This window comes from Nucisporomicrobium flavum, assembly GCF_016464385.1.
Taxonomy (GTDB): Bacteria; Actinomycetota; Actinomycetes; order Mycobacteriales; family Micromonosporaceae; genus Actinoplanes; species Actinoplanes flavus_A.
On sequence record NZ_JADMLH010000003.1, the window covers coordinates 404,490 to 426,096 of the forward strand.

Sequence of the window (21,607 nt, forward strand, 5' to 3'; positions counted from 1 at the left end):
GATCGGATCGAGGTGCGTCCATGAAGACGGTTGCGTACCGCCTCAGCGGCGCAGGCCGTGCCGGCGCTGTACGGCCTTCTCGACGAGCGTGGCCGGCAGCATCCGGCGCAGAGCGAACGCGACCGGCGCATTGCTGCCGACGGCGTACAGGGGTTTCGGCCGCGGCGCCTCGATGGCCCGGACGATGACCGCGGCCACCCGGTCGGCACTGACGCCGGCGTGATGGTTGCGGTCCAAGGCGGCCAGCATCGTCTCGAAGTCCTGTCGGTGCGGGGAGTCCGGCGTCGTGTAGCGGGTGCGGCGCTCGCTGATGCCGGTGTTGATGGAACCGGGCTCCACAGTGGTCAGCCAGACGCCGAACGGCGTGAGCTCCTGCCGGGCGCCGTCGCTGAACCCCTTGAGGGCGGCCTTTGTCGCGACGTACGAGGAACGGTAGGCGAGCGGGAACGACGCCAGCATCGAGCCCACCATGACGACCCGGCCGTGGCCGCGTGCCCGCATGCCGGGCAGGGCCAGCTGGGCGAGGCGTACGGGACCGAGGACGTTGACCTGGAACAGGCGGCGCAGCGCGTCGCCGGGCAGCTCCTCGAACGGGCCGGACTGGCTCTCCCCGGCGTTGTTCACGAGCACGTCGACGTCCGCGAGCCGGTCCGCGAGGGCTTCCACGGACTCGTCCGAGCCGAGGTCGAGCCGCAGGTATTCGACGTCCGCCGCGCGGTGTGCGGGAGTGAGGGCTGCCGGGTCGCGGCTCGTGCCGAGCACGTGGTAGCCCCGGGCTGCCAGCAACGCCGCGGTGGCCAGGCCGATGCCGGACGATGCTCCGGTCACCAGAGCGGTGCGCTTCATCGACGCACCATACGCCGACGGCTATCGATCGCGGTCCAGCCACTCGGCGAGCAGCGCGCGCTCGGTGCCGGTCAGGTTCGGCAGTTCCGGTACGTATGCCCGGAAGGCGACGGCGGCCCCGGCGGCGCCGGCGGCGGGAAGGGCCGGGACGTCGGTGAGGATGAAGCTGGTCACGGCGTCGTACATGGCGTCGGCGAGGCCGGGATCGCGCTGCTCGGGGGCGGTGGCGAGCAGGGTGAGCACCGCGCCCGTGCCGGCGGCGTGGATGAGCTCGACGGCGCGGCGTTCCGGCACCCGCAGCCGGCCGATCGCAGCGACCCGGTGCACCCGGGCGCGCAGCACCTCGAGGCCCGCGGCGGCGGCCGGGGAGGGCCCGCCGCGGGTGGGATCGGTGAGGAGGCCGAACAGGGCGGCGTTGGCGAGGCCGAACTCGATGTGCCGGTCCCATCCGGCCCGCAGGTCGGCGATCGGGTCGCCGTCCGCGCCGACGGACTTCGCAGCGACGTACGTGGCGAAGACGTGCTCCGCCACGGCGTCGAGCAGCGCGTCCTTGTCCGCGAAGAAGCGGTAGATCGTCGGCGCCTGCATCCCGGCCGCGTGCGCGACCGCGCGGGTGGTGAGCGCGCCGGCGCCCTGCTCCCGCAGCAGCCGCGCCGCCGCCTCGACGATGTGCGTCCGCGTCTTCGGTCTGACCTCCGCCATGCTGCCAATGTTAACCGCATCGTGCTAACGGTGTTGCTAACGTTGGTAGCATGTTGCGCGATACGGCGTTAGCAAGGGAGACATCATGATCATCGTTACCGGTGCGACCGGCCTGCTCGGCTCGCAGATCGTCGAGCGGCTGCTGGAGCGGGTGCCGGCGCGGGGCATCGGCGTCAGCGTGCGGAAGCCCGATCGCGCGGCGGGCCTGGCAGGCCGGGGAGTCCGCGTCCGGCGCGGCGACTTCACGGACCCCGCATCCCTGGCCGAGGCGTTCGAGGGCGCGACGCAGGTCCTCATCGTCTCCGCGGACACCACGGGGGAGGCGGCGGTCGCCCAGCACACCGCGGCGATCGACGCGGCGGTCGCGGCCGGAGCCCGCCGCATCCTCTACACGAGCCACCAGGGCGCGGGGGAGCACTCGCTGTTCGAGCCGATGCCCGATCACGCCGCGACCGAGCGCTACCTGGCGAAGGCGGGCGTCGCCTTCACCGCTCTGCGCAACGGGTTCTACGCCGGCACGGTCCCGCGCCTGCTCGGCCGGGCGCTGGAGACCGGCGAGCTGGCCGCGCCGGCCGACGGCCCGGTCTCCTGGACGGCGCACGCCGACCTCGCCGAGGCGGCGGCGATCACGCTCGCGGAGGAGGGGCGCTACGACGGTCCGACGCCGCCGCTGACCGCGCCGGAGGCCCTGGATCTGGCGGACGCCGCGGCGATCCTCAGCGAGCTCACCGGCCGTCCGGTGCGCCGCGTCGTCGTGGACGACGATGAATGGGTGGCGGGCCTGGTCGCGCACGGGGTGCCGCAGGACCAGGCCACCATGCTGCTCGGCATGTTCCACGCCTCCCGGCGTGGCGAGTTCGCGGTCACGAGCCCGGAGCTCGAGACGCTGCTCGGGCGTCCGGCCACGTCGCTGCGAGCCGTGCTGGCGGCGCCCCGGGCGTGAGGTCCGGGGCGCCCGGTGCACGTCAGCGACCCCAGTGGGCCGCGGCGAGGGTGTTGCGCAGGGCGTAGTAGGCGGGCTTGCGCCCGAAGTCGTCCCACATCACCGTCGCGGCGCCCTCGCTGGGGAAGAACACCGGCACCCACGAGTACTTGTCGGTGAAGCCCCAGATGGTGAACGAGTTGCAGCCGGCCACGGCGAGGCACGCGTCCAGCACCGTCTTGTAGTACGTGGCCTGCGTCTGCAGCTGCTCGGCGGTCGGTACGCCGCTCTCCGGCAGGTCCATGCGGACGTCGAGCTCGGTGATCGCCGTGTGGAGCCCGAGCGCGTCGAAGCGCTGCAGGACGGCGGCCAGCTGGTCCGGGGCGCCGTACCGCGTGCTCAGGTGGGCCTGCGACGCGAAACCGCGCAGCGGGACCCGGTCGGCGAGGAGCTGCTTGGCGAGGGCCTCGTACGCGTCCACCTTGGCTCCCGGCCATTCCACGCCGTAGTCGTTGAGGAACAGCTGGGCCTTGGGGTCGGCCTGGTGCGCCCACCGGAAGGCGTCCGCGACGATGCCCGGGCCGAGCTCGCGGATGAAGATGTTCTCCTGCCGGTACTCGCCGTTCTCGTTGAGGATCTCGTTGGCGACGTCCCACTGCTGGATCTTGCCGCGGTAGTGGCCCACCACGGTGACGATGTGCTCCTTGAGAATGGCGCGCAGCTCGTCCTTGGTGAACTGGCCGTCCTGCAGCCAGGCCGGGTTCTGGCTGTGCCACAGCAGCGTGTGCCCGCGGACCACCTGGCCGTGCCGGCGCGCGAACTTCACGATCGCGTCGGCCGGCCCGAAGTTGTACGTGTGCCGCTCCGGGTGGATGAACTCCCACTTCATCTGGTTCTCGGGGGAGACGGAGTTGAACTCGTGCGCCAGCACCCGCCGGTACGGCTGGTCGTACGTGAAGGGGTCGGGGTACGGCTGGTCGACGTGGTGGCCGCCGCCCGCAGCGGCGGTGCCGATGCGCAGGTCGCGCGGGGCGGCCCGGCGCAGGGTGAGGACGTGGTACCCGGAGCGGTCGGTGGCGGCCGGCCCGGTGGTGGCCTGACGGGAGGCACCGGCCTGGGCCGGCTGCGCCCCGGGGACGAGAAGCGCCGAGGCGGCGAGGACGGCCACAGCGACGCGATGAGCCTTGGACAAGGTCACTCCTTGGGGAGGCGGGAGGCAACCGAAAGTTTCAGTCAAACTCCGGAAGACTTTCGTACGCTAAGCAGAGGCAATAGCTTTCGTCAATGTCTAAGCAGGCGCTACGAGGCATATTCGTTGCCGAGAAAATTCTGAAAGTTCCAGCGCCTATGCGAAAACCATTCTGTTGACAAGCCGGAAACATAGAAGTAAAGCTATGTTACCGTTCACATCGAGCGGTTCTCCGGCAGCGAAAGGCAGACCATGGGTTCTCGCTCGTCATGGCGGACAGTCCTCGCCGCGGTCGCCACCGCGGCGGCCGTCGTGCTCTCCCCGGCATCAGCCAAGGCAGCCGGCACGCTGCCCTGCGACATCTATGCGAGCGGCGGCACGCCCTGCGTCGCCGCGCACAGCACCACCCGGGCCCTGTTCGGCTCCTACTCCGGACCGCTGTACCAGGTACGCCGCTGGTCGGACAATGCGACCGCTAACATCGGTGTGCTGGCCGCCGGTGGGTACGCGAACGCGGCCGCACAGGATTCGTTCTGTTCCGGCACGTACTGCACGATCGTGCGCATCTACGACCAGACGTCCCGGCACAACGACCTGACCATCGCGCCGGGCGGTGGCGCCAACCCGACCGCCGACCAGGGCGCCAACGCGGCGGCGCTGCCCGTCACGGCCGGCGGCCACAAGGTGTACGGCATCTACATCTCGGCGGGCAACGGCTACCGCAACAACGCCACGAACGGTGTCGCCACCGGCAGCCAGCCCGAGGGCATGTACATGGTCACCGAGGGCACCCACGTCAACGACCGATGCTGCTTCGACTACGGCAACGCCGAGACGAACAACCTGGACACCGGCAACGGTGACATGGACGCGATCTACTTCGGCAACCTCTGCTGGTTCTCGCCCTGCTCGGGCGGCCCGCGCGTCGCGGCGGACCTCGAGAACGGGCTGTTCGCCGGCGGCAACGGCTCCTGGACCGCCAACACCGGTCGCAACAGCGCGTTCGTGACGGCGGTGCTGAAGAACAACGGCACCTCCACGTACGCCATCAAGGACGGCAACGCCCAGTCCGGCGGCCTCGCGACCCGCTACGACGGCGCGTTGCCGAGCCAGTCGGGCTACCGGCCGATGACCAAGCAGGGCGCGATCATCCTGGGCATCGGCGGCGACAACAGCAACGGCTCGGTCGGCTCGTTCTTCGAGGGGGTGATGACCAGCGGCTACCCCAGCGACGCCACCGAGAACGCCGTGCAGGCCAACATCGTCTCCGTCGGGTACGGCAAGAACGTGTCGTTCCCGGTGAACGGGGCGACGTACCGGCTCACGAACCTGGTGAGCGGAAAGGTCCTGGACGCCGTCAACTGCGGCACCGCCAACGGTACGCAGATCGACGTCTGGCAGTCCCTGGGCAACACCTGCCAGCAGTGGCGCTTCACCAACGTCGGCCCGAACAAGTGGACGATCACCAACGTCAACGCGGGCAAGGTGCTCGACGCGGTCAACTGCGGCCAGGCCCTGGGCACGGCGGTCAACCTGTGGCAGCCGCTCGGCAACACCTGCCAGCAGTGGGCCGTCATCCCCGCCGGCAACGGCCGCTACGAGCTCGTCGTGGAGAACAGCGGCATGGTCCTCGACGACCAGAACTGCGGCACCGCGAACGGCACCAGGGCGCAGCTCTGGATGTGGCTCAACAACACCTGCCAGCTCTGGTCCATCGCACCCTAGGCGCGGGCGACGCAGGCCGGGTCGTGTGGGCCCGGCCTGCGGCATCCTGCTGTCAGGTCACCGGTAGACGTGCACGTGTTCCCCGATGAACAGCTGGGACCACGCCCGGTTCATCGCCGGGACGGTGAGCCGGACGCAGCCGTGACTCGCGGCGTACGTCGGCACCGAGGTGGACCCGTGCAGCGCGTACCCCTTGGAGAAGTAGTTCGGCCGCCACAGCAGTCCGAGCGAGCTCTCCCGCCAGCCGTTGATCCGGCGGTAGATCGAGAAGTTGCCCGTCGGCGTGGGCGTGGCCGCCTTGCCGGGCGAGCTGTCGAGGATCCGGGTGACCGCGCCGTTGCGGGTCAGGTAGACGACCCGGCGGGTCAGGTTCACCTCGACGGCGGCCGCGCTGTGCCGGTACTTCGCGGTAGGCCGGTACGGGCTGGCGAGCTTGGCCCAGGTCACGGGTCCCACCACGCCGTCGATGGAGATCTTCTGGACTTTCTGGAAGGCGTACACGCCATGCAGCGTGTTCGAGCCGAAGTCACCGTCGACGGTGCCGACGTCGTAGTGCAGCGCGGTCAGCCGTTGCTGCAGGTACGTGACGGTGGCGCCCTTGTCGCCGTAGCGGACCGTAGGACGCGCGGCGAGGCTCACCTGAGCTGCCTCCCGGGCCGACGCCGCGGGGGCCGCTGCCGCGGGTGTCGCCAGAGCCCCGGCCGTCGTCAGGGCCATCAGCGCGGCGACCATGAACGTGATGGACAGTCCCTTTCGTGAGGCCATCTCTTGCCTCCTCATGCCTCCCCGCAGCCTTCTCCTGGGTGGGGGAGACCGGCAAGAGCCGGTGGACCCGGGGCCTCCGCCGATCGACCGGAGTTCCGACGTCCCTGTCGGCTCAGCAGTACGCGCCGAGGCCGAGCAACCAGCCCGAGTTGTCCGGCGCCAGCTCGGACAGGTCGGCATCGTCGACGAGGGTCTTCTGCACCTTGGCGGCGTAGTCGTTGAAGGCGGTCCGCACCTCGGCGTTCTTGCTCTGCGCGGCCAGGTCGTTCAGCTTGGCGGCAAACGTCTTCGCCTCCGTGTGCACGGCCTCGACGTAGTCGGCGGGCAGCGGTTCGCCGATCTGCACGGTCGGCGCGTTGGTCACGACCGTGTCGAAGAATGGCTTGGATGCGGCTTCGGCCTCCTTGCACACCTGTTTCTTGCTCTTCGTGCCCTTGCCGGCGGTCCCGGTGCCGCCGGACGGCTCGCCCGCGGCCGGCGCCGCACCGGAGGACGCGGTGACCGGATCCGACCACAGGGGCTTCGCCGCGCCGTCCGAGGCGCCGCCGCAGCCGGCCACGGCGCCCAGGACGAGCAGGGACGCCAGCGGAATGTGTACCCAGTGGTTGCGCATGGCCGCCGAATGTACCGAAGCGGGCAACTCGGAACGGTACCGGGCGTCGATGAATGTCCCTCAGCCGTCCGGCTTTGCCCGCGGCGGATAGCGTACGGGGATGGTCCGGCCCCGCATGCTCATCGTCGCGCACCGGGCCGGCAACACCGTCGACGGTCTGCGGACCGCGCTCGCCTCCGGGGCCGACCTCGTCGAAGCCGACGTGCACCTCTACCGTGGCGCCCTCGAGATGCGGCACAGCCGCACGCTCGGCCCTCGGCTCTACTGGGACAGGTCGAGCGGTCTCACCCGGCGGCGCGACGTCGTGGTGCCGGAGCTCGAGGAGATCCTCGCGGTCGCGGGCGACGACCCGCGGCTGCTGCTGGACCTGAAGGGCCGGTCCCGGACCGTGGCCGCCCGCGTCGCCGAGACGTTGCGCACCCGCAGGCCCGGCGTCCCGGTGGCGGTGTGCACGAAGGAATGGCCGATGCTGGACGCGTTCGCCGGGGACGCGAACGTCCGCCGCATCCTGTCCGTCGCCAACGCGGTGCAGCTCGCCCGGCTGCGCGCCCGGCTGCGCGGCGAGCGGGTGGACGGCGTCTCGATCCGGCTGCGGCTGCTGACCGCCTCCGTGGTGGCCGAGCTGCGCCGGGCCACCGGCCTCGTCCTGGCCTGGCCCGTGGACACGGACGCGGCCCTCGCACGCGCCGAACGCCTCGGCGTCACCGGTGTGGTCACCAAGAACGTGCGATCCGGCTGATGGCTGCCACCGACAGGTCCACGTCCGCCTCAGTCGTGGCGTGTCCGGACACCGAGATCCGCATCAGCCGGCGTCCGCGCCACGTGGTGCCGCCCAGCCAGCAGGTGCCGTCACGCTGCACGGCCTCGATGATCCGGTCGGTACGCGCATCGTCGCCGAAGCCGGCCAGCACCTGGTTGAGCACCACCTCGTTGACGACCTCCAAGCCGGCCGCGGTCAGCCCGTCGGCGAACCGGCGTGCCAGCCGGCAGCACCGCTCGACCAGCTCGCTGACCCCGTCGGCGCCCAGCTCCCGCAACGCGGCCCAGACGGCGAAGCCCCGGGCGCGGCGCGACGATTCCGCGGTGTAGTCCGCGCCGCCCGACCCCGCGCCGGAGCCGACCAGGTACGCGGCCGCATACGACATCGCCGCCACCTGCACCTCGGGTCGGGAGCAGAACGCGAACGCGCTGTCGTACGGCACGTTGAGCCACTTGTGCCCGTCGCAGCCCCACGAGTCGGCCAGCTCCACGCCGTCGACGAGGTGCCGGGTGCGCGGGTTCGCGGCGGCCCACAGCCCGAAGGCGCCGTCGACGTGCGCCCACCCGCCGGACCGATGGATCAGGTCGCAGGCCGTACGCAGGTCGTCGCAGGCGCCGGTGTTCACGTTGCCCGCCTGCAGGCACACGATCGCCGGCACGCCCGGCTCGAGGGCCAGCACCCGGGCGAGGTCGTCCATGTCGAGGGCGCCGCCGGCGTCGGCCGCGACCGGCTCGATGACGTCCGACCCGAGCCCGAGCAGCCGCAGCGACCGGTCCACAGTGGCGTGCCGCTCGACGCCGGCGATCACCCGCAGCCGCGGCGCCCCCGGCAGGCCGCGGCGCTCGACGTCCCAGCCCGCCCCGGCCAGCAGGTGGTGGCGGGCCGCGGCCAGGCCGACCGTGTTCGCCGCCTGCGCCCCGGTGACGAACCCGGCCGACGCGGTGGCCGGCAGGCCGAGCAGCTCCTTGAGCCAGCCGCCGGCCGCCTCCTCGGCCGCGATGGCCGCCGGCGACAGCACGGCGTTGAACGCGCACTGGTCCCAGCCGGCCGCGAGGATGTCCGCCGCGGTGGCGGCCGGCAGCGCGCCGCCGATGACGAAACCGAAGAAGCGCGGCCCGGCGGTGGCCACGAGACCCCCGTCGGCCGCCGCGAGCAGGTCGGTGAGGACCTGGTCGGCCGATGATCCGTACGCCGGCAGCGGGCCACCGAACGCAGCCCGGACGTCGGCGGCGTCCCGGGCCGCGCGTACGGGCCGATCCGCCAGCGAAGCCCGGTACCCGGCGGCCTCGTCGGCGGCCCGGCGCAGCAGTCTGCCCAGTTCGTCCATGGCACGACCGTACGCGTAGTCATAAGCTTCGATGAAGCTCCCGTGCCTGCGCTGAGGAGGGTTCATGAAACGGTTCCTGAGGTTCCTGATCGCGGTGGTCGTGGGGCTCGGCCTCGCCGGCCCGGCGAGAGCGGCCGAGGCGGCGACCGGGCATCCCCGGTTCAGCGCGCTCGTCTTCTCCAAGACGGCGGCGTTCCGCCACGACTCGATCCCGGCCGCCGTGACCGCGATCCAGGAGCTCGGCGCCGAGCACCGCTTCCGGGTCGACGCGACCGAGGACGCAGCCGCGTTCACCGACGCCAACCTCGCCCGCTATGACGTCGTGATCTGGCTGAGCACCACCGGGGACGTGCTCAACGATGAGCAGCAGGGCGCCTTCGAACGCTACATCCGCGCCGGCGGCGGCTACGCGGGCATCCACGCCGCCTCCGACACCGAGTACGACTGGGCCTGGTACGGCGGGCTCGTCGGGGCGTACTTCCGTGACCACCCGGGCGCGGTCAACGACCAGTTCCAGGTCGCCACGGTGAAGGTCCTCACCCGCGGAACCGCCGCGACGTGGCCGCTGCCGCGCCGCTGGCAGCGCGAGGAGGAGTGGTACAACTTCCGGACCAACCCGCGCGGCACCGTCCGGGTCCTCGCCGAGGTGGACGAGAGCACCTACGACCCGCGCGGCTACAGCCAGCCGGGCGGCTCACCCGGCATGGGCCCGCATCACCCGATCTCCTGGTGCCAGCCGTACGACGGCGGCCGCGCCTTCTACACCGCGATGGGGCACAAGGCCGAGTACTACAACGAGCCGCTGCTGCGCGCCCACATCCTCGGCGGCATCGAGATGGCGGCCGGCGTGGCCCGCTTCCCCTGCGGCCGCGAGGACTGAACGAACCGGCTCCCCGTCGTACGATCACCCGGTCGTGATCACAACGGCGGTGGAGGCCGGATGGCACAACGAGGTCTGACCACCTCGATCTTCCGGCGCGTCCGGGTGACGGCCCGGCCTGCCTGCGCCCCGACGCCGTGGAGCCGCCGTTACGGTGCCGCCATGGACCTGCCCGGACGTGCCGTTCGCGCCTGCCTGACTCTCGTCCTCGCCGGCGCCCTGACGGCCTGCGGCACCGAGGAGCCGGCCGTCGTCCACGCGCGGGCCGCCACCGTCTACGGCTCGATCGTCACCCGGATCTACGGCACGCCCGCCCAGCGGCAAGCCGCCGACGAGCGGGCCTGGAACCTCGCGCAGGTCGCGGCGCGGGAGTGCCGCGACCGCGCCGGCATCGACTACCCGGCCAGGGCATTCACGCCCGTCAGCGAGCGTACGTACGTCGCACCGGGCGACCTCCTCGGGTTCGCCCCGGCCCGCCCGGACTTCGACATCGCCGAGCAGCTGGACCTGCTGGTGCTCAGGGCCATGAACGTCGAGTATTTCGCCAGATGGATGGCCAGGACCAAACGCGGATCCGGGCCCGCCTGGGTAACGGCCCAGCGCTGCGAAGCCACGGCGACGGCGACGACCGTCCGGCTCGCCCCGGACGGCCAGGAACACCTGGCTGCCGCCCTGGTCGCGGAGCTCAGCCGGGTCCAGGCCACGGTCGCTCCGACGCTGCCGGCCGACTACCGCGGCTGCCTGCGCGCCCACGGCTTCGACGCGGCCGACCTGCCGGCCCTGCAGGCCCGGGTGGAGCAGGCGTTCCCCGCGGTGCCGATCGGAGCCAGAACCGTCCCGGCCCGCCTGCCCGGCTGGCCGGACGCCGTCGCCGTCGAACGCCGGGCGGCCACCGTGGACGCCCGCTGCCGGGCGCACGCGGCCGACGTCGTGATGCGGGCCGCGCTGCCGCGCCTGACGACCTTCGCGGCCACGCACACCGAGGCGCTCGACGAGATGAGCGCCGGGTGGTCCCGCATGGAGACCGAGGCCCGGGAGCTGCGGTTCCCGGACTGAGGCGGGCTCAGCGCAGCTTGTGCAGCCGTACGGTCGTGCCGGACGGGCTGGAATGGATCCGCACCAGGTCGCACAGCTCGTTCGTGAGAATCAGGCCGTAGCCGCGGTGGCTGATGTGCGGCGGCACGATGCGACCGGCGAGCGGATCGGTCAGGTGGCCGGTGTCCTGCAGCTGGCACACGACGACGCCCGGCTCGGTCCACACGGTCACCCGGCCGGGTCCCGAGGTGTGGTCGACCGTGTTGGCGGCCACCTCGCTCGCGGCCAGCACCAGGTCCTCCACGGCATCCTCGGGCAGGTGCGCGGCGGCGTGCCGCCGGACGAAGCAGCGGACGGCGGCGATCGTCTCCTCGTACACCAGCGTCTCCGCGTCCGGCGCGGGCGGCGGGAGGGGCCGGTTGAAGGCGGCCGCCGTCACCGCCGGATCGTCGTAGCGGTCGCTGTCCCGCAGGACGCCGTCCTGGATCATCGTCGGGTGGGTGGACCAGGCGTCCTTCACCACCGCCGGATCGAGCCCTTCGACGTCGTACGGGCACAGGATCGCCGCGTCCCGCTCGGCGAACACCGCGTTGATCAGCGCCTCGTGGGCGACGCAGGCGGGGTACTCCAGCTCCGTACGCTCCGGCCAGATCGGCTCGCCGACGACCGACACCCGGCGGCCCGGATGGTCGGCGGCGAACCGCAGCAGCACCCGCGGGATGATCCGGCCGGGGTTACGGCCGGCCACCGTCATGTCCGCCACTGTGATGCTGTCCCGAAGGTCGGTCAGGGCGTCGCGCACCAGGTCCAGGTTGGGCCCGGGGACGGCGACCAGGACGGGATCGCCGTCGCGCACGGCGGAGCGGACGAACGCGCTGACGCCCGCGACGTACTCCGCGCTCCCGCGGTACAGCAGAGCCGGGTGATGGAAGGTGCGGGCCTCGCTCATCGGACGCCTACGATCCGGCCCGCGCCGTGCACCTCGAGGATCCTGTCGAACGCCGGCGAGCGGCCGACGAGCCGCAACCGGCCCTCGGCGCGTTCCCAGGCGCCCAGCAGGACCCGGGCGGCCGCAGTGTCGACGAAACTCAGGCCTTCCACGTCGACGGTCACCGTCGCCTCCCGGTCCGGCCGGATGCCGAGCAGATGGTCGATGACCGCGCTGAGCGCCGGTGCGTTGGACAGATCCACCTCGCCCTCCAGCCGCAGCCCGAAGGGACGCTCGGTGCGCCGCATCCGCAGGACGAGGGCGGGGTCGAACGGCACATCGTCGCCGACGATGCCGGGGTGGGCGCGGGCGATGTCGCGCAGCCGCGGGGCGTCGAAGACCCGGTAGTCGTACGCGCAGACACCCAGCACGAAGCCCTCGGCGAAGATCGTGTTGGCCTCCGCCTCGAAGCTCGGCAGGCGATCGGCGCCGGGCGTCGGACGACGCGCCCACGACATGTCGGTGATGAGGCGCAGGCCCTCGCAGCCGGCCCGGCGGGCGTCCTCGACCTCGCGGCGGAGGAAGGACAGGGCGCTCACCGGATCGAAGACGCCGCGGGTCAGATAGGACGACTCGACCGGCAGGATCCGCAGATCCCCGGAGCCTCCGCGGCGTTCCACGGCGGCGACGACCGCACCGCTGTCGTCGCCGCAGTAGAGGACCCGGTGCCCCTCGCTGAAGCCCGCCCCGACCAGCCCTGCCAGCGAGTCGAGGCGTACGGCGTCGTCGCCGACGGTCCAGCAGATGTGATCACCCAGAGCGAGTCGATCGAGTAGCGCCAACCCGGCACCCCCTCTCCACGTCCGGCCCCGGCGACGACTGCCGAACATACGCGCGAATCCGCCGCTGCCCGATAACCCGACGGAGTGACATCGCGGGGGACGCCCGGGTGTCGGCATGATGAGCGGCATGTCGGCGATGCTGGTCGGCCGGGAGGACGAGCTGCGGTTCCTCGGCGGGCTTCTCGAACGGGTGGGTGAGGGCGGCGGCGCCGCCGTCGTCCGGGGTGAGGCGGGCATCGGCAAGTCGACGGTGCTGTCCGCGGTGTCCCGGCAGGCCGCGGACCGGCAGATGCGCATCCTCATGACCACCGGGGTGCAGAGCGAGGCGCAGATCGCGTTCGCCGGCCTCGAACGGCTGCTGCGGCCCGTCATCGAGCAGGCCGACCGGTTGCCGCCGGCGCAGCGCGGTGCCCTGCTCGCCGCCCTCGGCCGCAGCGGCGAGGCGGTGCCCGAGCTGTTCCTGGTCGCGCTCGCAACGCTCAGCCTGCTCGCGGAGGCCGCTGCGCAGTCGCCCGTGCTGCTGGTCGTCGAGGACGCCCAGTGGCTCGACCTGGCCAGCGCCGAGGTGCTGATGTTCGTCGCGCGCCGGCTCGAGTTCGAACCGGTCGTGCTGGTGGCGGCGTTGCGGGACGGCTTCGACGGGCCGTTCGCGGACGGCGGCCTGGACGAGCTGACGCTGCCGCGGCTGACCGGCGCCGAGGCCGAGCTCGTGGTCGACGACCGGCTCCCGCCCGAGGTACGCGCATGGGTGCTGCGCGAGGCGGCCGGAAACCCGCTAGCCCTGGTGGAACTGCCCAGCGTGGCGGGGACGGGCGGCGCCGGTCCGGTACTGCCGTTGACCGCGCGGCTGGAGGACGCGTTCACGGCCCGGATGGCCGGCCTGCCGCAGGCGACGAGGACGTTGCTGCTGCTCGCCGCGCTCAACGACGGCGACGCCCTGTCGGAGCTGCTCGAGGCGGCCGCGATCCTCGACGGCGAGCCGCTCGACGCGGACGACCTGCTGCCCGCGATCGCCGCGCGGCTCGTCGAGGTCCACGCCGGGTCCGTCCGGTTCCTGCACCCGTTGATGCGGTCCGCGATTTACCAGCGGTCGAGCGCCGGCCGGCGGCACCGTACCCATGCCGCTCTGGCCCGGGTCGTCGCCGACGACGACCGCAAGGTGTGGCACCGGGCCGCGTCGACCGCCGGGCCCGACGACTCCGTCGCCGCGGCCCTGGAGGAAGCGGCGGCCCGCGCCCAGCGCCGGGGCGGCATCGCGGCCGGGCGGGCCGCGATGGAACGCTCGGCCGAGCTGACCCGCGACCCGGTCCGGCGTGGCGAGCGGCTGCTCCACGCGGCGGAGCTGGCGTTCGAGCTCGGCCGGCGCGACGACGTCCTGCGGCTGCTCGCCGACGCGGACCGGGTGGGGCTCTCGGAGCGGCAGCGCTGGCGCACCGCCTGGATCCGGGACAGCTTCGACGACGGGGTGCTCGGCCGGGCCCAGGCGGCGTGGTCGCTGGCGCAGGTCGCCGGGCGGGCCGCGGCCGAGGACCCTGACCTCGCGTTGAACCTGTTGTACGGCGCGGCGTTGCGTTGCTGGTGGACCGAACCGGGCGCGGAGGCCCGGCGCAGTGTCGTCGCCACGGCGTCACGGGTGGCGGTGGACGAGAACGACCCCCGGCTGCTCGTGATCCTGGCGTACGCCTCGCCCGTCGACTGTGGCGGCTTGGTGCTGGAACGGTTGCGGCGGCACGAGCATGCGGGCGACGGACGGGCCGCCCGCATGCTCGGTAACGCCGCCCACGCCATCGGCGCCTTCGACCTGGCCGCCGGCTTCTTCGCCGACTCGCTGCACGAGCTGCGGGCGCAGGGACAGCTGGCGCTGCTGGCCCGGGCGCGGACCCTGCAGGCCTGGTGCAGCGGCCAGCTCGCCGACCTCGGCGTCGCGATCCCGGCCGCCGACGAGGCGTACCGCCTGTCCCGCGACACCTCACAGCCGGTGATCGCCGCGACCGCGCGGGCCACGCAGGCGCTGCTCGTCGGGATGCGCGGCGAGCAGGACGACGCGTACCGCTACGCCGCCGAGGCCGAGCGCACCGCGCTGCCGGTCGACGCCAACGCCGTGCTGTCCGCCGTCCAGTTCGCCCGGGGCGCGGCCGCGCTGGCCGACGGCCGCCACGAGGACGCGTACGCCGAGCTGCGCCGCATGTACGAGCGGGCGGACCCCGCGTACCACCCGGCGACCCGCTGCTATGCCGTCGGGGACCTGGTCGAGGCGGCCGTACGGAGCGGGCGCGCCGGCGAGGTCCGGGGCCTGATGGCCGAGATGACGGCGGTCGGGCGGCGTACCCCGTCGCCGGCGCTGCACACCGGACTGCGGTACGCGCGTGCCCTGCTGGCCGGCACCGGCGAGGCGCAACCGCTGTTCGAGGCGGCGCTGCGGTCCCGGCCGATCCACCGGGCCCGCGCCCAGCTCAGCTTCGGGGAGTGGCTGCGCCGGCAACGCCGGGTGGCCGAGTCCCGGGCCCACCTGCGGGCCGCCCGCGACACGTTCGACGCGCTGGGCCTGAACCCGTGGGCGGAGCGGGCGCGCGGCGAACTCCGCGCATCGGGGGAGACCAGCCGCCGCCGTACGCCCGACGCGCGCGACCGGCTCACCCCGCAGGAGCTGCAGATCGCGCAGATGGCCGCCGACGGGCTGACCAACCGGGAGATCGGCCAGCGGCTCTACCTCTCCCACCGGACGATCGGCTCGCACCTGCACCGCATCTTCCCCAAGCTGGGCGTCACCTCGCGGGCGGAGCTGCGGACCACGCTGCCCGGCGATACCGTCACATGACCCAAGCGAAGCGCCGTCGCCGCGACCTACGGTGCGGCCATGAGCGATGCTGACCCCCGTACCCCCGTGATCTTCATCCATGGTCTCTGGCTGCACGCCACGTCCTGGTCGGCCTGGTCGGAGCTGTTCGAGGGCGCCGGATACCGGACCTCGGCGCCCGGCTGGCCGGGTGAGCCGGACACCGTCGAGGCGGCCCGCGCCGACCCCGGCAGCGTCGCCGACCACGGCATCGACGACGTCGTCGCCCACTACGCGAAGATCATCAAGAGCCTGCCCGCCAAGCCGATCCTGATCGGACACTCGTTCGGCGGGATGATCGCCCAGAAACTCCTCGGCCAGGACCTCGCCGCGGCGGCCGTCGCGATCGACGCCGCGCAGATCAAGGGGGTGCTGCCGTTGCCGCTGTCGTCGCTGCGCGTGACCTTCCCGGTCTTCAAGAACGTCGCGAACCGGCACCGGGCCGTCTCCCTGACCGCCGAACAGTTCCGGTACGGCTTCGGCAACGCGATCCCCGAGCAGGAATCCGACGACCTGTACGAGCGCTGGGCCGTACCGTCGCCCGGGAAGCCCCTCTTCGAGGCCGCGGCCGCCAACTTCGACCCGCACTCGCCGGCGAAGGTCGACACCGCCAACGAGCTGCGCGGGCCGCTGCTGCTCATCATGGGCGGCCGCGACCACACGGTGCCGGAGGCCGTCACCCGGGCCACCCTCAAGCAGTACCGGCACTCGGCGGCCGTCACCGACATCCTCGAGTTCGCCGACCGGGCGCACTCGCTCACGATCGACCACGGCTGGCGTGAGGTCGCCGACGCCACCCTGTCCTGGCTCAAGCAGCAGGCGCTCTGACGCCATGGACCTCCACCTCACCGGCAAGACCGCGATCGTCACCGGCGCCAGCAAGGGCATCGGGCTGGCCATCACCCAGGCCCTGGCCCGCGAGGGCGCCACGGTCGTCGCCGGAGCGCGGACGACCACCACCGACCTGTCCGACCTCGCCGCCCGCACCACCGTCCACCCGGTCGCGGTGGACCTCACCTCCCCGGACGGCCCGGCCCGCCTCGTCGACACCGCCGTCGCGGCCCACGGCGGTCTCGACATCCTGGTCAACAATGTCGGCGCGGTCCGGCCTCGCACCGGCGGCTTCCTCACGGTCACCGACGACGACTGGACGACAACCCTGACGATCAACTTCCTTTCCGCCGTACGGACGACCCGCGCCGCCCTGCCGCACCTGCTGGCCCGCGGCGCCGGCGCGATCGTCACGGTCAACTCCGTCAATGCGCGGCTGCCCGACCCCCTCGTCATCGACTACAGCGCCGCGAAAGCAGCCCTGGGCAGCTTCAGCAAGTCACTGTCCAAAGAGGTCGCGGCGCACGGCGTACGCGTCACCACGGTCAGCCCCGGCCCGGTCGCCACCGGGCTGTGGCTGGGCACCGGAGGCGTCGCGGCCACGGTCGCCGAGGCGGCGGGCGCCAACCCGGAGGATGTCGCCCGCACGGCCGCCGGGCAGTCGGCGACCGGCCGTTTCACCCGGCCGGAGGAGGTCGCCGACCTCGTGGTGTTCCTGGCGGGCGACCGGGCGGCCAACCTCACGGGCGCCGACGTCACGATCGACGGAGGCCTCATCACGACGCTCTGATCCACCTCGAACCGTGGAAAGCTCAGGCCATGACCCACGAACCGGCCGCAGAACCGAACGATCTGGCGCGCTCCTTCGTCGAGCGGGCCAACGCCGGCGACCTCGACGGCATCGTGGCGCTGTTCGAGCCCGACGCCATCGTGTCCGGCCCGGGCGGCGACGGCGTCGTCACCGGCCACGAAGCCATCCGCGCCAAGTACGCCGCCGTCCTCGCCCGTCGCCCGCAGTTCAGCCTGGGCAACCAGCAACCAGCCATGATCAACGGTGATCTCGCCCTGACCAGCACCTGGTTCGACGACGCGGACGGCGGCGCGGCGGCCGAGGTCGCCCGGCGTCAACCGGACGGAACCTGGCTCTGGACGATCGACAAAGGCCAGATCCGCGGCCCTATCCAGCGATGAGCGCGAGCACGTCGCCGGTCGTTCGCACGTCACCGAAGCTGCGGTAGACAGTGTGCAGCGCGGCGTTGTGCACCTCGTCGCGCGGCGCGGAATTGGCGTCCGCGACCATGACGACCCGATACCCGAGCGTGCTGGCGTCGCGCGCCGACGACTCGCAGCACACGTTCGTCACGGTCCCGGTGATCAGGACCGTGTCGATGCCGCGCTCCCGCAGCAGTGCCGGCAGCGGGGAATGGCCGGGGAAGAAGGCGCTCGCAGCCGTCTTCTCGACCAGCAGATCCGCGTCGTGCACCACGAACTCGTGCCACAGCCGGGACCGCAGCGGCCCCTCGCCGCCGCTGCGGGAGAACATCTCGGCGACCTCGGAACCGAAGAACTCCCGGGCGACCGGCGACGGCTCGACGGTGCCGGGCAGCACCCAGACCACGACACCGCCGGCCGCGCGCAGAGCATCCGCGAGCTTCGCGATGTTCGGCACGGTGCCGTACGTGTACTCGTTCTCCTCCACGAAGAACGGCACCATGTCGACGACCACCAGCGCCGTCCGTGCCGGTACGAGCGACGTGAAGGCGTGCCGGCGCCCGCGGCGGGATTCCTGGCGGTCGTACTCCCGCTGCTCGATCTTCCACGCGTGCACCCGGCGCTTCATCGTGGCCCCGGCTGGTCCCAGCCCTCCTGCGGCGTGGCGCAGGTGCCGCGGAAGACGTACTGCGAGGGCAGTTTGCGCTGCTCACTCGTCCAGTCGATCGGAGGCCGCCGCTGCTCCTGGGGCAGGTAGCCCAGCCGGTAGACGGCCATCAGCTCGAGCTCGTCCGGCACCTCGAGCAGGCGGACGATCTCGTCCCAGCGCCCGGGGACCTCCATCGGGAAGGAGATGAACTGGATGCCCATGCCGAGCTCCACGGTGGTGAGCCAGACGTTCTCCATCGCCGCGCCCATGCTGAACACGGAATAGAACGAGGACAGCTCCCCGGGCCGGTACTCGGACCGGTCGAGCATCACGCCGAGCAGCAGCGGGGAGCCGGCAACGAGTTTCCGGTTCTCCTCGCCCAGGCTCTGCGGCACGCGCAGGGCGTTCATCAGCTTCTGTCCCCGGGAGGTGAACACCTGGCTGGTGAACGGGCGCAGTGGTGCGGGCAGCCGGTCGAACAGCATCCCGTCGCGACGCCGTTCCATTTCCTCCCTGCTGAACCGGAAGTACGGCTTGTACCGCTCGAAGAACGTCCCGTTCGACATCGCCGCGGTCATGCTCTCGCCGCTGATCCGCGCGATGGCCTCGATCGTCGCGCGCTCCTCCACGACGACGAACCGCCAGGGCTGGCTGTTCAGCTGCGACGGGGCGCGTCCCGCGACCTCCATCAGGAGCCGCTGGTGCTCCTCGGAGACCGGGCCGGGCAGGAAAGGCCCGTTGGTCGTCTTCCGGCGACGCACCACATCGAGAAACTCCATCAGCGTTTCCTCCAGGTCAGAACGAGGGCGGCGGCGAAGGCGGGCGCCGCCGACCCGGCGAGGGCGGCATGCCGGCGAAGCCGCCCCCCGGCGTACGGCAGCACGGCGAGCGGGCCGGCCGCGGGCAGCAGCGCGAGTCCGGCGGCTCGGCGCTCGACAGCGCAGGCGGCGAGGGCGACGGCGGTCAGCGAGGAGGTCGCCACGTACAGGGCGTGGTGCACCCACCGGATACGCCGGTTGTCGATCGCCCCGACGGCCACGGCAGTGCCGAAGGCGACGTTGCTCGCGTAGCTCACGGCGGCGGCGGTGATCAGGGCGGTCGCGCGTCCGCTCATGTCTGCGCTTTCTCGTGGGTCAGCAGGAGGCGCTGCGGAAACATCGACCGCACGCGCCATTCCGGCGGAACGATCGTCTGCAGTTCCGGCCGCCGGTAACTACGGCGAATGGAGAGCAGCCCGTCCTGATGAATGAAGGACCGACGGGCGAACGGCAGCGTGGCGACGGCGTAGAGGCCATATCCGGTACGCCCCCGCGACAGGTCACTGTGGATGACCAGATGACGCGACAGCGCCGTACTGTCCGCCAGCAAAGACTCGAGCTCCGCCTTGTCGAGGTGGTGCAGCAGATGGTTGGAAATCACCAGGTCGAACCGTTCACCACGGGCCACCAGATCCGCACTCGCCGCCTGCTCGAAACGAACCCCGCAATCCGGCAGCGCGCGCACATGACGGAGCGCGCGCTCATCCGGGTCGATAGCCGTGGTCCGCAGCGTCAGCCCGTCCCGGGCCGCCCACCCGGCAATGGCACGAGCAACGTCCCCGCCGCCGAAACCGATGTCCAGCAGCGTCGTGGGCCGCTGGGCGTCGAGGCGCGGCCGGATCCATCGCCGGTAGATGCGCGGCCAGCCGGACACGAGCCGGTTGATGGTGCGGAACTGCTGATAGGTACGTTCCAGCCGGTCGGGGTCGCAATCGGGGAAGTCCATGAACTCCCGTGCCCCGGTGTCCCGCCGGGCGAACCCTGCACGCGTCATGCCACCCTCAACCCGCGCTCTCCCCTCACCGCCTCCATCCTGCGCTGTCGCCGGGAGGTTCGCATCCCGGCGACAGCGGCGCCTACGAGAGCAGGGAGCCCTCCGGGCCGTGGCTGCCGGCCGGGTACTCCAGCAACGGCACCGCTCCCTTGCGCCAGGCGGACAGCACCGGCTCCACGATCCGCCAGCACTGCTCGGCGGTGTCGCCGCGGACCGACAGGGTCGGGTCGTCGTCGAGGACCCCGCGCAGCACCTCCCCGTACGCGGCCAGCTCACCGGGGCCGAACTCGGCGTCCAGGGTCACCGGGTCGATCTCGAACGGGTCACCGGGGCCGTTGATGTTGAGGTCCAGGGCGAGCCGGTCGGGACCGAAACCGATGCGGAGCCGGTCCGGCCGCTCGAAGCCGGTCAATCCGTCCGGTACGCGGGAGGGCTGCTTGAACGTGATGACGGCTTCCTTGCGGGTCGCGCTCATCGCCTTGCCGGAGCGCAGCCGGAACGGCACTCCCGCCCAGCGCCAGGTGTCGACCGCCAGCACCACCTCGGCGAGCGTCTCCGTACCCCTGCTCTCCTCGACGCCCGCCTCGTCCGCGTACGCGGGCAGCCGGCGACCGTCGATCTCGCCCGCGGTGTACCGCGCCCGCCGGGTGCACGCCTGCGCGTCGTCGCTCCACAGCCGGGTGGCGCGAAGCACCTGGGCTTTGCGGTCGCGCAGCTCGCGCGCGTCGAAGGACGGGGGAGCGTCCATGGTCAGCAGGCCGAGCACCTGCAGCAGGTGGCTCTGCACCATGTCGACGAGCGCGCCGGCGGTGTCGTAGTAGCCGGCCCGGCCTTCCAGGGCCAGGCTCTCGTCGAAGATGATGTCGACGCTCGCCACATGCTCGGCGTTCAGCACCGGTTCGAACAGGCGGTTCGCGAATCGCAGACCCAGGATGTTGAGGACGGTCGACTTGCCCAGGAAGTGGTCGACCCGGTGGACCCGGTCCTCCGGTACGAGCGTGGCCAGCAGATTGTTCAGCGCCTCGGCGCTCGCGGTGTCGACGCCGAACGGCTTCTCGAGCACCAGCCGGGTGCCCTCGGGCAGTTCGACCCCGGTCAGCGCCTGGCAGGCCTTCGCGGTGACAGCCGGCGGCAGGGCGAAGAAGATGATCACCGGCCCCCGGCACGCGGCGAGGAGCCGCTCCAGGTCCTCCCGCCGGGTGACGTCGGCCTGGAGATAACGGGTGCTCTGCACCGTGGCCGTCACCTGCGGGCCGGTCGCGGACGAGAAGGCCTCGGTCACCCGCTCACGCCAGTGCTCGTCGGTCCAGTCGTCCTTGCCGCTGCCCACGAGGAACAGCTTCTCGCCGGGACTGTCGGCCAGCAGGCTGCCCAGGCCCGGCAGCAGCAGGCGGCCGGTGAGATCGCCGCTGGCGCCCAGCACCAGCAAGGTCTGTTCGTGGTCGGCCGATGCCACGGATCGCGTCGTCATGACCCGGACCATCCCCCGCCCACCGCGTCGCTAACCGTCCCGGCGCCGCCGGCGTGCCGCGCGCGTGTCACCGAGGAGATGGCTCGACACGCAGATCGCGCACATTGTGGTTTACCGAAAACTGTTATGAGCGAGAGCGGTATTCGATTTCGGAACGGACTCTTGAACGGCGGGAAACAAACTGACAACATTGGCATTCCTCGATGGGAGCGCTCCCATAGGTCCGTCCATGGTGCGCTCCGCCCCCTCGACAGCAAGGACC

At 72.0% G+C, this 21,607-nt stretch carries 22 protein-coding genes; 9 read left to right on the forward strand and 13 right to left on the reverse strand.

The window, feature by feature from the left end; genetic code table 11:
* Window positions 1-42: 42 nt before the first annotated feature.
* Window positions 43-846 (reverse strand): SDR family oxidoreductase, encoded by an 804-nt coding sequence (locus IT780_RS09895; protein WP_199511147.1) that lies wholly within the window; start codon window positions 844-846, stop codon window positions 43-45.
* Between the two features lie 21 nt (window positions 847-867).
* A complete protein-coding gene (locus IT780_RS09900) occupies window positions 868-1,548 on the reverse strand; it encodes a TetR/AcrR family transcriptional regulator (RefSeq protein ID WP_199511148.1) in 681 nt (226 codons plus the stop codon).
* 85 nt (window positions 1,549-1,633) lie between these two features.
* On the opposite strand from IT780_RS09900, the gene IT780_RS09905 reads away from it, so the two are divergent.
* The gene (locus IT780_RS09905; protein WP_199511149.1) at window positions 1,634-2,491 is read left to right on the forward strand and encodes an NmrA family NAD(P)-binding protein; all 858 of its coding nucleotides are present in this window, start codon (window positions 1,634-1,636) and stop codon (window positions 2,489-2,491) included.
* Between the two features lie 22 nt (window positions 2,492-2,513).
* On the opposite strand, the gene IT780_RS09910 is transcribed toward IT780_RS09905, so the two are convergent.
* Window positions 2,514-3,662, reverse strand: coding sequence for an endo-1,4-beta-xylanase (locus IT780_RS09910; protein ID WP_233412513.1), 1,149 nt, complete (start codon window positions 3,660-3,662; stop codon window positions 2,514-2,516).
* Between the two features lie 249 nt (window positions 3,663-3,911).
* On the opposite strand from IT780_RS09910, the gene IT780_RS09915 reads away from it, so the two are divergent.
* Window positions 3,912-5,384, forward strand: a complete 1,473-nt coding sequence (locus IT780_RS09915) for an arabinofuranosidase catalytic domain-containing protein (protein ID WP_199511151.1) — start codon at window positions 3,912-3,914, stop codon at window positions 5,382-5,384.
* Between the two features lie 57 nt (window positions 5,385-5,441).
* Here the strand turns inward: IT780_RS09915 and IT780_RS09920 are convergent, their stop codons facing one another.
* Together IT780_RS09920 and IT780_RS09925 are read right to left on the reverse strand one after the other, a co-directional pair.
* On the reverse strand, window positions 5,442-6,149 hold the full coding sequence (locus tag IT780_RS09920) for a L,D-transpeptidase family protein (RefSeq protein ID WP_199511152.1): 708 nt from the start codon (window positions 6,147-6,149) through the stop codon (window positions 5,442-5,444).
* Window positions 6,150-6,261: 112 nt separating this feature from the next.
* Window positions 6,262-6,762, reverse strand: a complete 501-nt coding sequence (locus IT780_RS09925; protein WP_199511153.1) for a hypothetical protein — start codon at window positions 6,760-6,762, stop codon at window positions 6,262-6,264.
* 100 nt (window positions 6,763-6,862) lie between these two features.
* On the opposite strand from IT780_RS09925, the gene IT780_RS09930 reads away from it, so the two are divergent.
* On the forward strand, window positions 6,863-7,501 hold the full coding sequence (locus tag IT780_RS09930) for a glycerophosphodiester phosphodiesterase (protein ID WP_233412514.1): 639 nt from the start codon (window positions 6,863-6,865) through the stop codon (window positions 7,499-7,501).
* On the opposite strand, the gene IT780_RS09935 is transcribed toward IT780_RS09930, so the two are convergent.
* Window positions 7,476-8,849 (reverse strand): pyridoxal phosphate-dependent decarboxylase family protein, encoded by a 1,374-nt coding sequence (locus IT780_RS09935; RefSeq protein WP_199511154.1) that lies wholly within the window; start codon window positions 8,847-8,849, stop codon window positions 7,476-7,478. The genes IT780_RS09930 and IT780_RS09935 overlap by 26 nt on opposite strands.
* 64 nt (window positions 8,850-8,913) lie before the next feature.
* On the opposite strand from IT780_RS09935, the gene IT780_RS09940 reads away from it, so the two are divergent.
* Both IT780_RS09940 and IT780_RS09945 read left to right on the forward strand, forming a co-directional pair.
* Entirely contained in the window at window positions 8,914-9,729 is an 816-nt protein-coding gene (locus IT780_RS09940; RefSeq protein WP_199511155.1) for a ThuA domain-containing protein, read from the forward strand.
* 60 nt (window positions 9,730-9,789) lie between these two features.
* Window positions 9,790-10,785 (forward strand): hypothetical protein, encoded by a 996-nt coding sequence (locus tag IT780_RS09945; protein ID WP_199511156.1) that lies wholly within the window; start codon window positions 9,790-9,792, stop codon window positions 10,783-10,785.
* Window positions 10,786-10,792: 7 nt separating this feature from the next.
* Here IT780_RS09945 and IT780_RS09950 read toward each other — a convergent pair whose 3' ends face one another.
* Both IT780_RS09950 and IT780_RS09955 read right to left on the reverse strand, forming a co-directional pair.
* Window positions 10,793-11,713 carry an anti-sigma factor RsbA family regulatory protein gene (locus tag IT780_RS09950; RefSeq protein ID WP_199511157.1) on the reverse strand — a complete coding sequence of 307 codons (921 nt, stop codon included), beginning with the start codon at window positions 11,711-11,713 and terminating at the stop codon, window positions 10,793-10,795.
* Window positions 11,710-12,534 carry an MEDS and STAS domain-containing protein gene (locus IT780_RS09955; RefSeq protein WP_199511158.1) on the reverse strand — a complete coding sequence of 275 codons (825 nt, stop codon included), beginning with the start codon at window positions 12,532-12,534 and terminating at the stop codon, window positions 11,710-11,712. The genes IT780_RS09950 and IT780_RS09955 overlap by 4 nt, the downstream gene beginning before the upstream one ends.
* Window positions 12,535-12,661: 127 nt before the next feature.
* Here IT780_RS09955 and IT780_RS09960 point away from each other — a divergent pair, with 127 nt between their 5' ends.
* Genes IT780_RS09960 through IT780_RS09975 form a run of 4 tightly spaced genes read left to right on the forward strand, consistent with a single transcriptional unit; the run spans window position 12,662 to window position 17,392 of the window.
* Window positions 12,662-15,352 carry a helix-turn-helix transcriptional regulator gene (locus IT780_RS09960; RefSeq protein ID WP_199511159.1) on the forward strand — a complete coding sequence of 897 codons (2,691 nt, stop codon included), beginning with the start codon at window positions 12,662-12,664 and terminating at the stop codon, window positions 15,350-15,352.
* A gap of 39 nt (window positions 15,353-15,391) precedes the next feature.
* Window positions 15,392-16,198, forward strand: coding sequence for an alpha/beta hydrolase (locus IT780_RS09965; RefSeq protein WP_199511160.1), 807 nt, complete (start codon window positions 15,392-15,394; stop codon window positions 16,196-16,198).
* 4 nt (window positions 16,199-16,202) lie between these two features.
* Window positions 16,203-16,991 (forward strand): SDR family NAD(P)-dependent oxidoreductase, encoded by a 789-nt coding sequence (locus tag IT780_RS09970; RefSeq protein ID WP_199511161.1) that lies wholly within the window; start codon window positions 16,203-16,205, stop codon window positions 16,989-16,991.
* 29 nt (window positions 16,992-17,020) lie between these two features.
* The gene (locus IT780_RS09975; protein WP_199511162.1) at window positions 17,021-17,392 is read left to right on the forward strand and encodes a YybH family protein; all 372 of its coding nucleotides are present in this window, start codon (window positions 17,021-17,023) and stop codon (window positions 17,390-17,392) included.
* On the opposite strand, the gene IT780_RS09980 is transcribed toward IT780_RS09975, so the two are convergent.
* From IT780_RS09980 to IT780_RS10000, 5 genes are all read right to left on the reverse strand, one after another.
* A complete protein-coding gene (locus IT780_RS09980; protein WP_199511163.1) occupies window positions 17,379-18,029 on the reverse strand; it encodes a cysteine hydrolase family protein in 651 nt (216 codons plus the stop codon). The genes IT780_RS09975 and IT780_RS09980 overlap by 14 nt on opposite strands.
* Window positions 18,030-18,037: 8 nt before the next feature.
* The gene (locus IT780_RS09985; protein ID WP_199511164.1) at window positions 18,038-18,841 is read right to left on the reverse strand and encodes a nitroreductase family protein; all 804 of its coding nucleotides are present in this window, start codon (window positions 18,839-18,841) and stop codon (window positions 18,038-18,040) included.
* Complete coding sequence (locus IT780_RS09990; RefSeq protein ID WP_199511165.1) at window positions 18,841-19,176, reverse strand: hypothetical protein; 336 nt, start codon at window positions 19,174-19,176, stop codon at window positions 18,841-18,843. Before IT780_RS09990 ends, IT780_RS09985 begins: the two co-directional genes overlap by 1 nt.
* Entirely contained in the window at window positions 19,173-19,874 is a 702-nt protein-coding gene (locus IT780_RS09995; protein ID WP_199511166.1) for a class I SAM-dependent methyltransferase, read from the reverse strand. Before IT780_RS09995 ends, IT780_RS09990 begins: the two co-directional genes overlap by 4 nt.
* A gap of 82 nt (window positions 19,875-19,956) precedes the next feature.
* Entirely contained in the window at window positions 19,957-21,345 is a 1,389-nt protein-coding gene (locus tag IT780_RS10000) for a glucose-6-phosphate dehydrogenase (RefSeq protein WP_233412515.1), read from the reverse strand.
* Between the last annotated feature and the right edge of the window lie 262 nt (window positions 21,346-21,607).

Excerpts from the sequence above, each read along its gene's own strand:
- IT780_RS09895 (WP_199511147.1), bottom strand. The coding sequence starts at position 846 with ATGAAGCGCACCGCTCTGGTGACCGGAGCATCGTCCGGCATCGGCCTG.
- IT780_RS09900 (WP_199511148.1), bottom strand. The coding sequence starts at position 1,548 with ATGGCGGAGGTCAGACCGAAGACGCGGACGCACATCGTCGAGGCGGCG.
- IT780_RS09905 (WP_199511149.1), top strand. The coding sequence starts at position 1,634 with ATGATCATCGTTACCGGTGCGACCGGCCTGCTCGGCTCGCAGATCGTC.
- IT780_RS09915 (WP_199511151.1), top strand. The coding sequence starts at position 3,912 with ATGGGTTCTCGCTCGTCATGGCGGACAGTCCTCGCCGCGGTCGCCACC.
- IT780_RS09920 (WP_199511152.1), bottom strand. The coding sequence starts at position 6,149 with ATGGCCTCACGAAAGGGACTGTCCATCACGTTCATGGTCGCCGCGCTG.
- IT780_RS09925 (WP_199511153.1), bottom strand. The coding sequence starts at position 6,762 with ATGCGCAACCACTGGGTACACATTCCGCTGGCGTCCCTGCTCGTCCTG.
- IT780_RS09930 (WP_233412514.1), top strand. The coding sequence starts at position 6,863 with ATGGTCCGGCCCCGCATGCTCATCGTCGCGCACCGGGCCGGCAACACC.
- IT780_RS09935 (WP_199511154.1), bottom strand. The coding sequence starts at position 8,849 with ATGGACGAACTGGGCAGACTGCTGCGCCGGGCCGCCGACGAGGCCGCC.
- IT780_RS09940 (WP_199511155.1), top strand. The coding sequence starts at position 8,914 with ATGAAACGGTTCCTGAGGTTCCTGATCGCGGTGGTCGTGGGGCTCGGC.
- IT780_RS09945 (WP_199511156.1), top strand. The coding sequence starts at position 9,790 with ATGGCACAACGAGGTCTGACCACCTCGATCTTCCGGCGCGTCCGGGTG.
- IT780_RS09950 (WP_199511157.1), bottom strand. The coding sequence starts at position 11,713 with ATGAGCGAGGCCCGCACCTTCCATCACCCGGCTCTGCTGTACCGCGGG.
- IT780_RS09960 (WP_199511159.1), top strand. The coding sequence starts at position 12,662 with ATGTCGGCGATGCTGGTCGGCCGGGAGGACGAGCTGCGGTTCCTCGGC.
- IT780_RS09965 (WP_199511160.1), top strand. The coding sequence starts at position 15,392 with ATGAGCGATGCTGACCCCCGTACCCCCGTGATCTTCATCCATGGTCTC.
- IT780_RS09970 (WP_199511161.1), top strand. The coding sequence starts at position 16,203 with ATGGACCTCCACCTCACCGGCAAGACCGCGATCGTCACCGGCGCCAGC.
- IT780_RS09975 (WP_199511162.1), top strand. The coding sequence starts at position 17,021 with ATGACCCACGAACCGGCCGCAGAACCGAACGATCTGGCGCGCTCCTTC.
- IT780_RS09985 (WP_199511164.1), bottom strand. The coding sequence starts at position 18,841 with ATGGAGTTTCTCGATGTGGTGCGTCGCCGGAAGACGACCAACGGGCCT.
- IT780_RS09990 (WP_199511165.1), bottom strand. The coding sequence starts at position 19,176 with ATGAGCGGACGCGCGACCGCCCTGATCACCGCCGCCGCCGTGAGCTAC.
- IT780_RS09995 (WP_199511166.1), bottom strand. The coding sequence starts at position 19,874 with ATGACGCGTGCAGGGTTCGCCCGGCGGGACACCGGGGCACGGGAGTTC.
- IT780_RS10000 (WP_233412515.1), bottom strand. The coding sequence starts at position 21,345 with ATGACGACGCGATCCGTGGCATCGGCCGACCACGAACAGACCTTGCTG.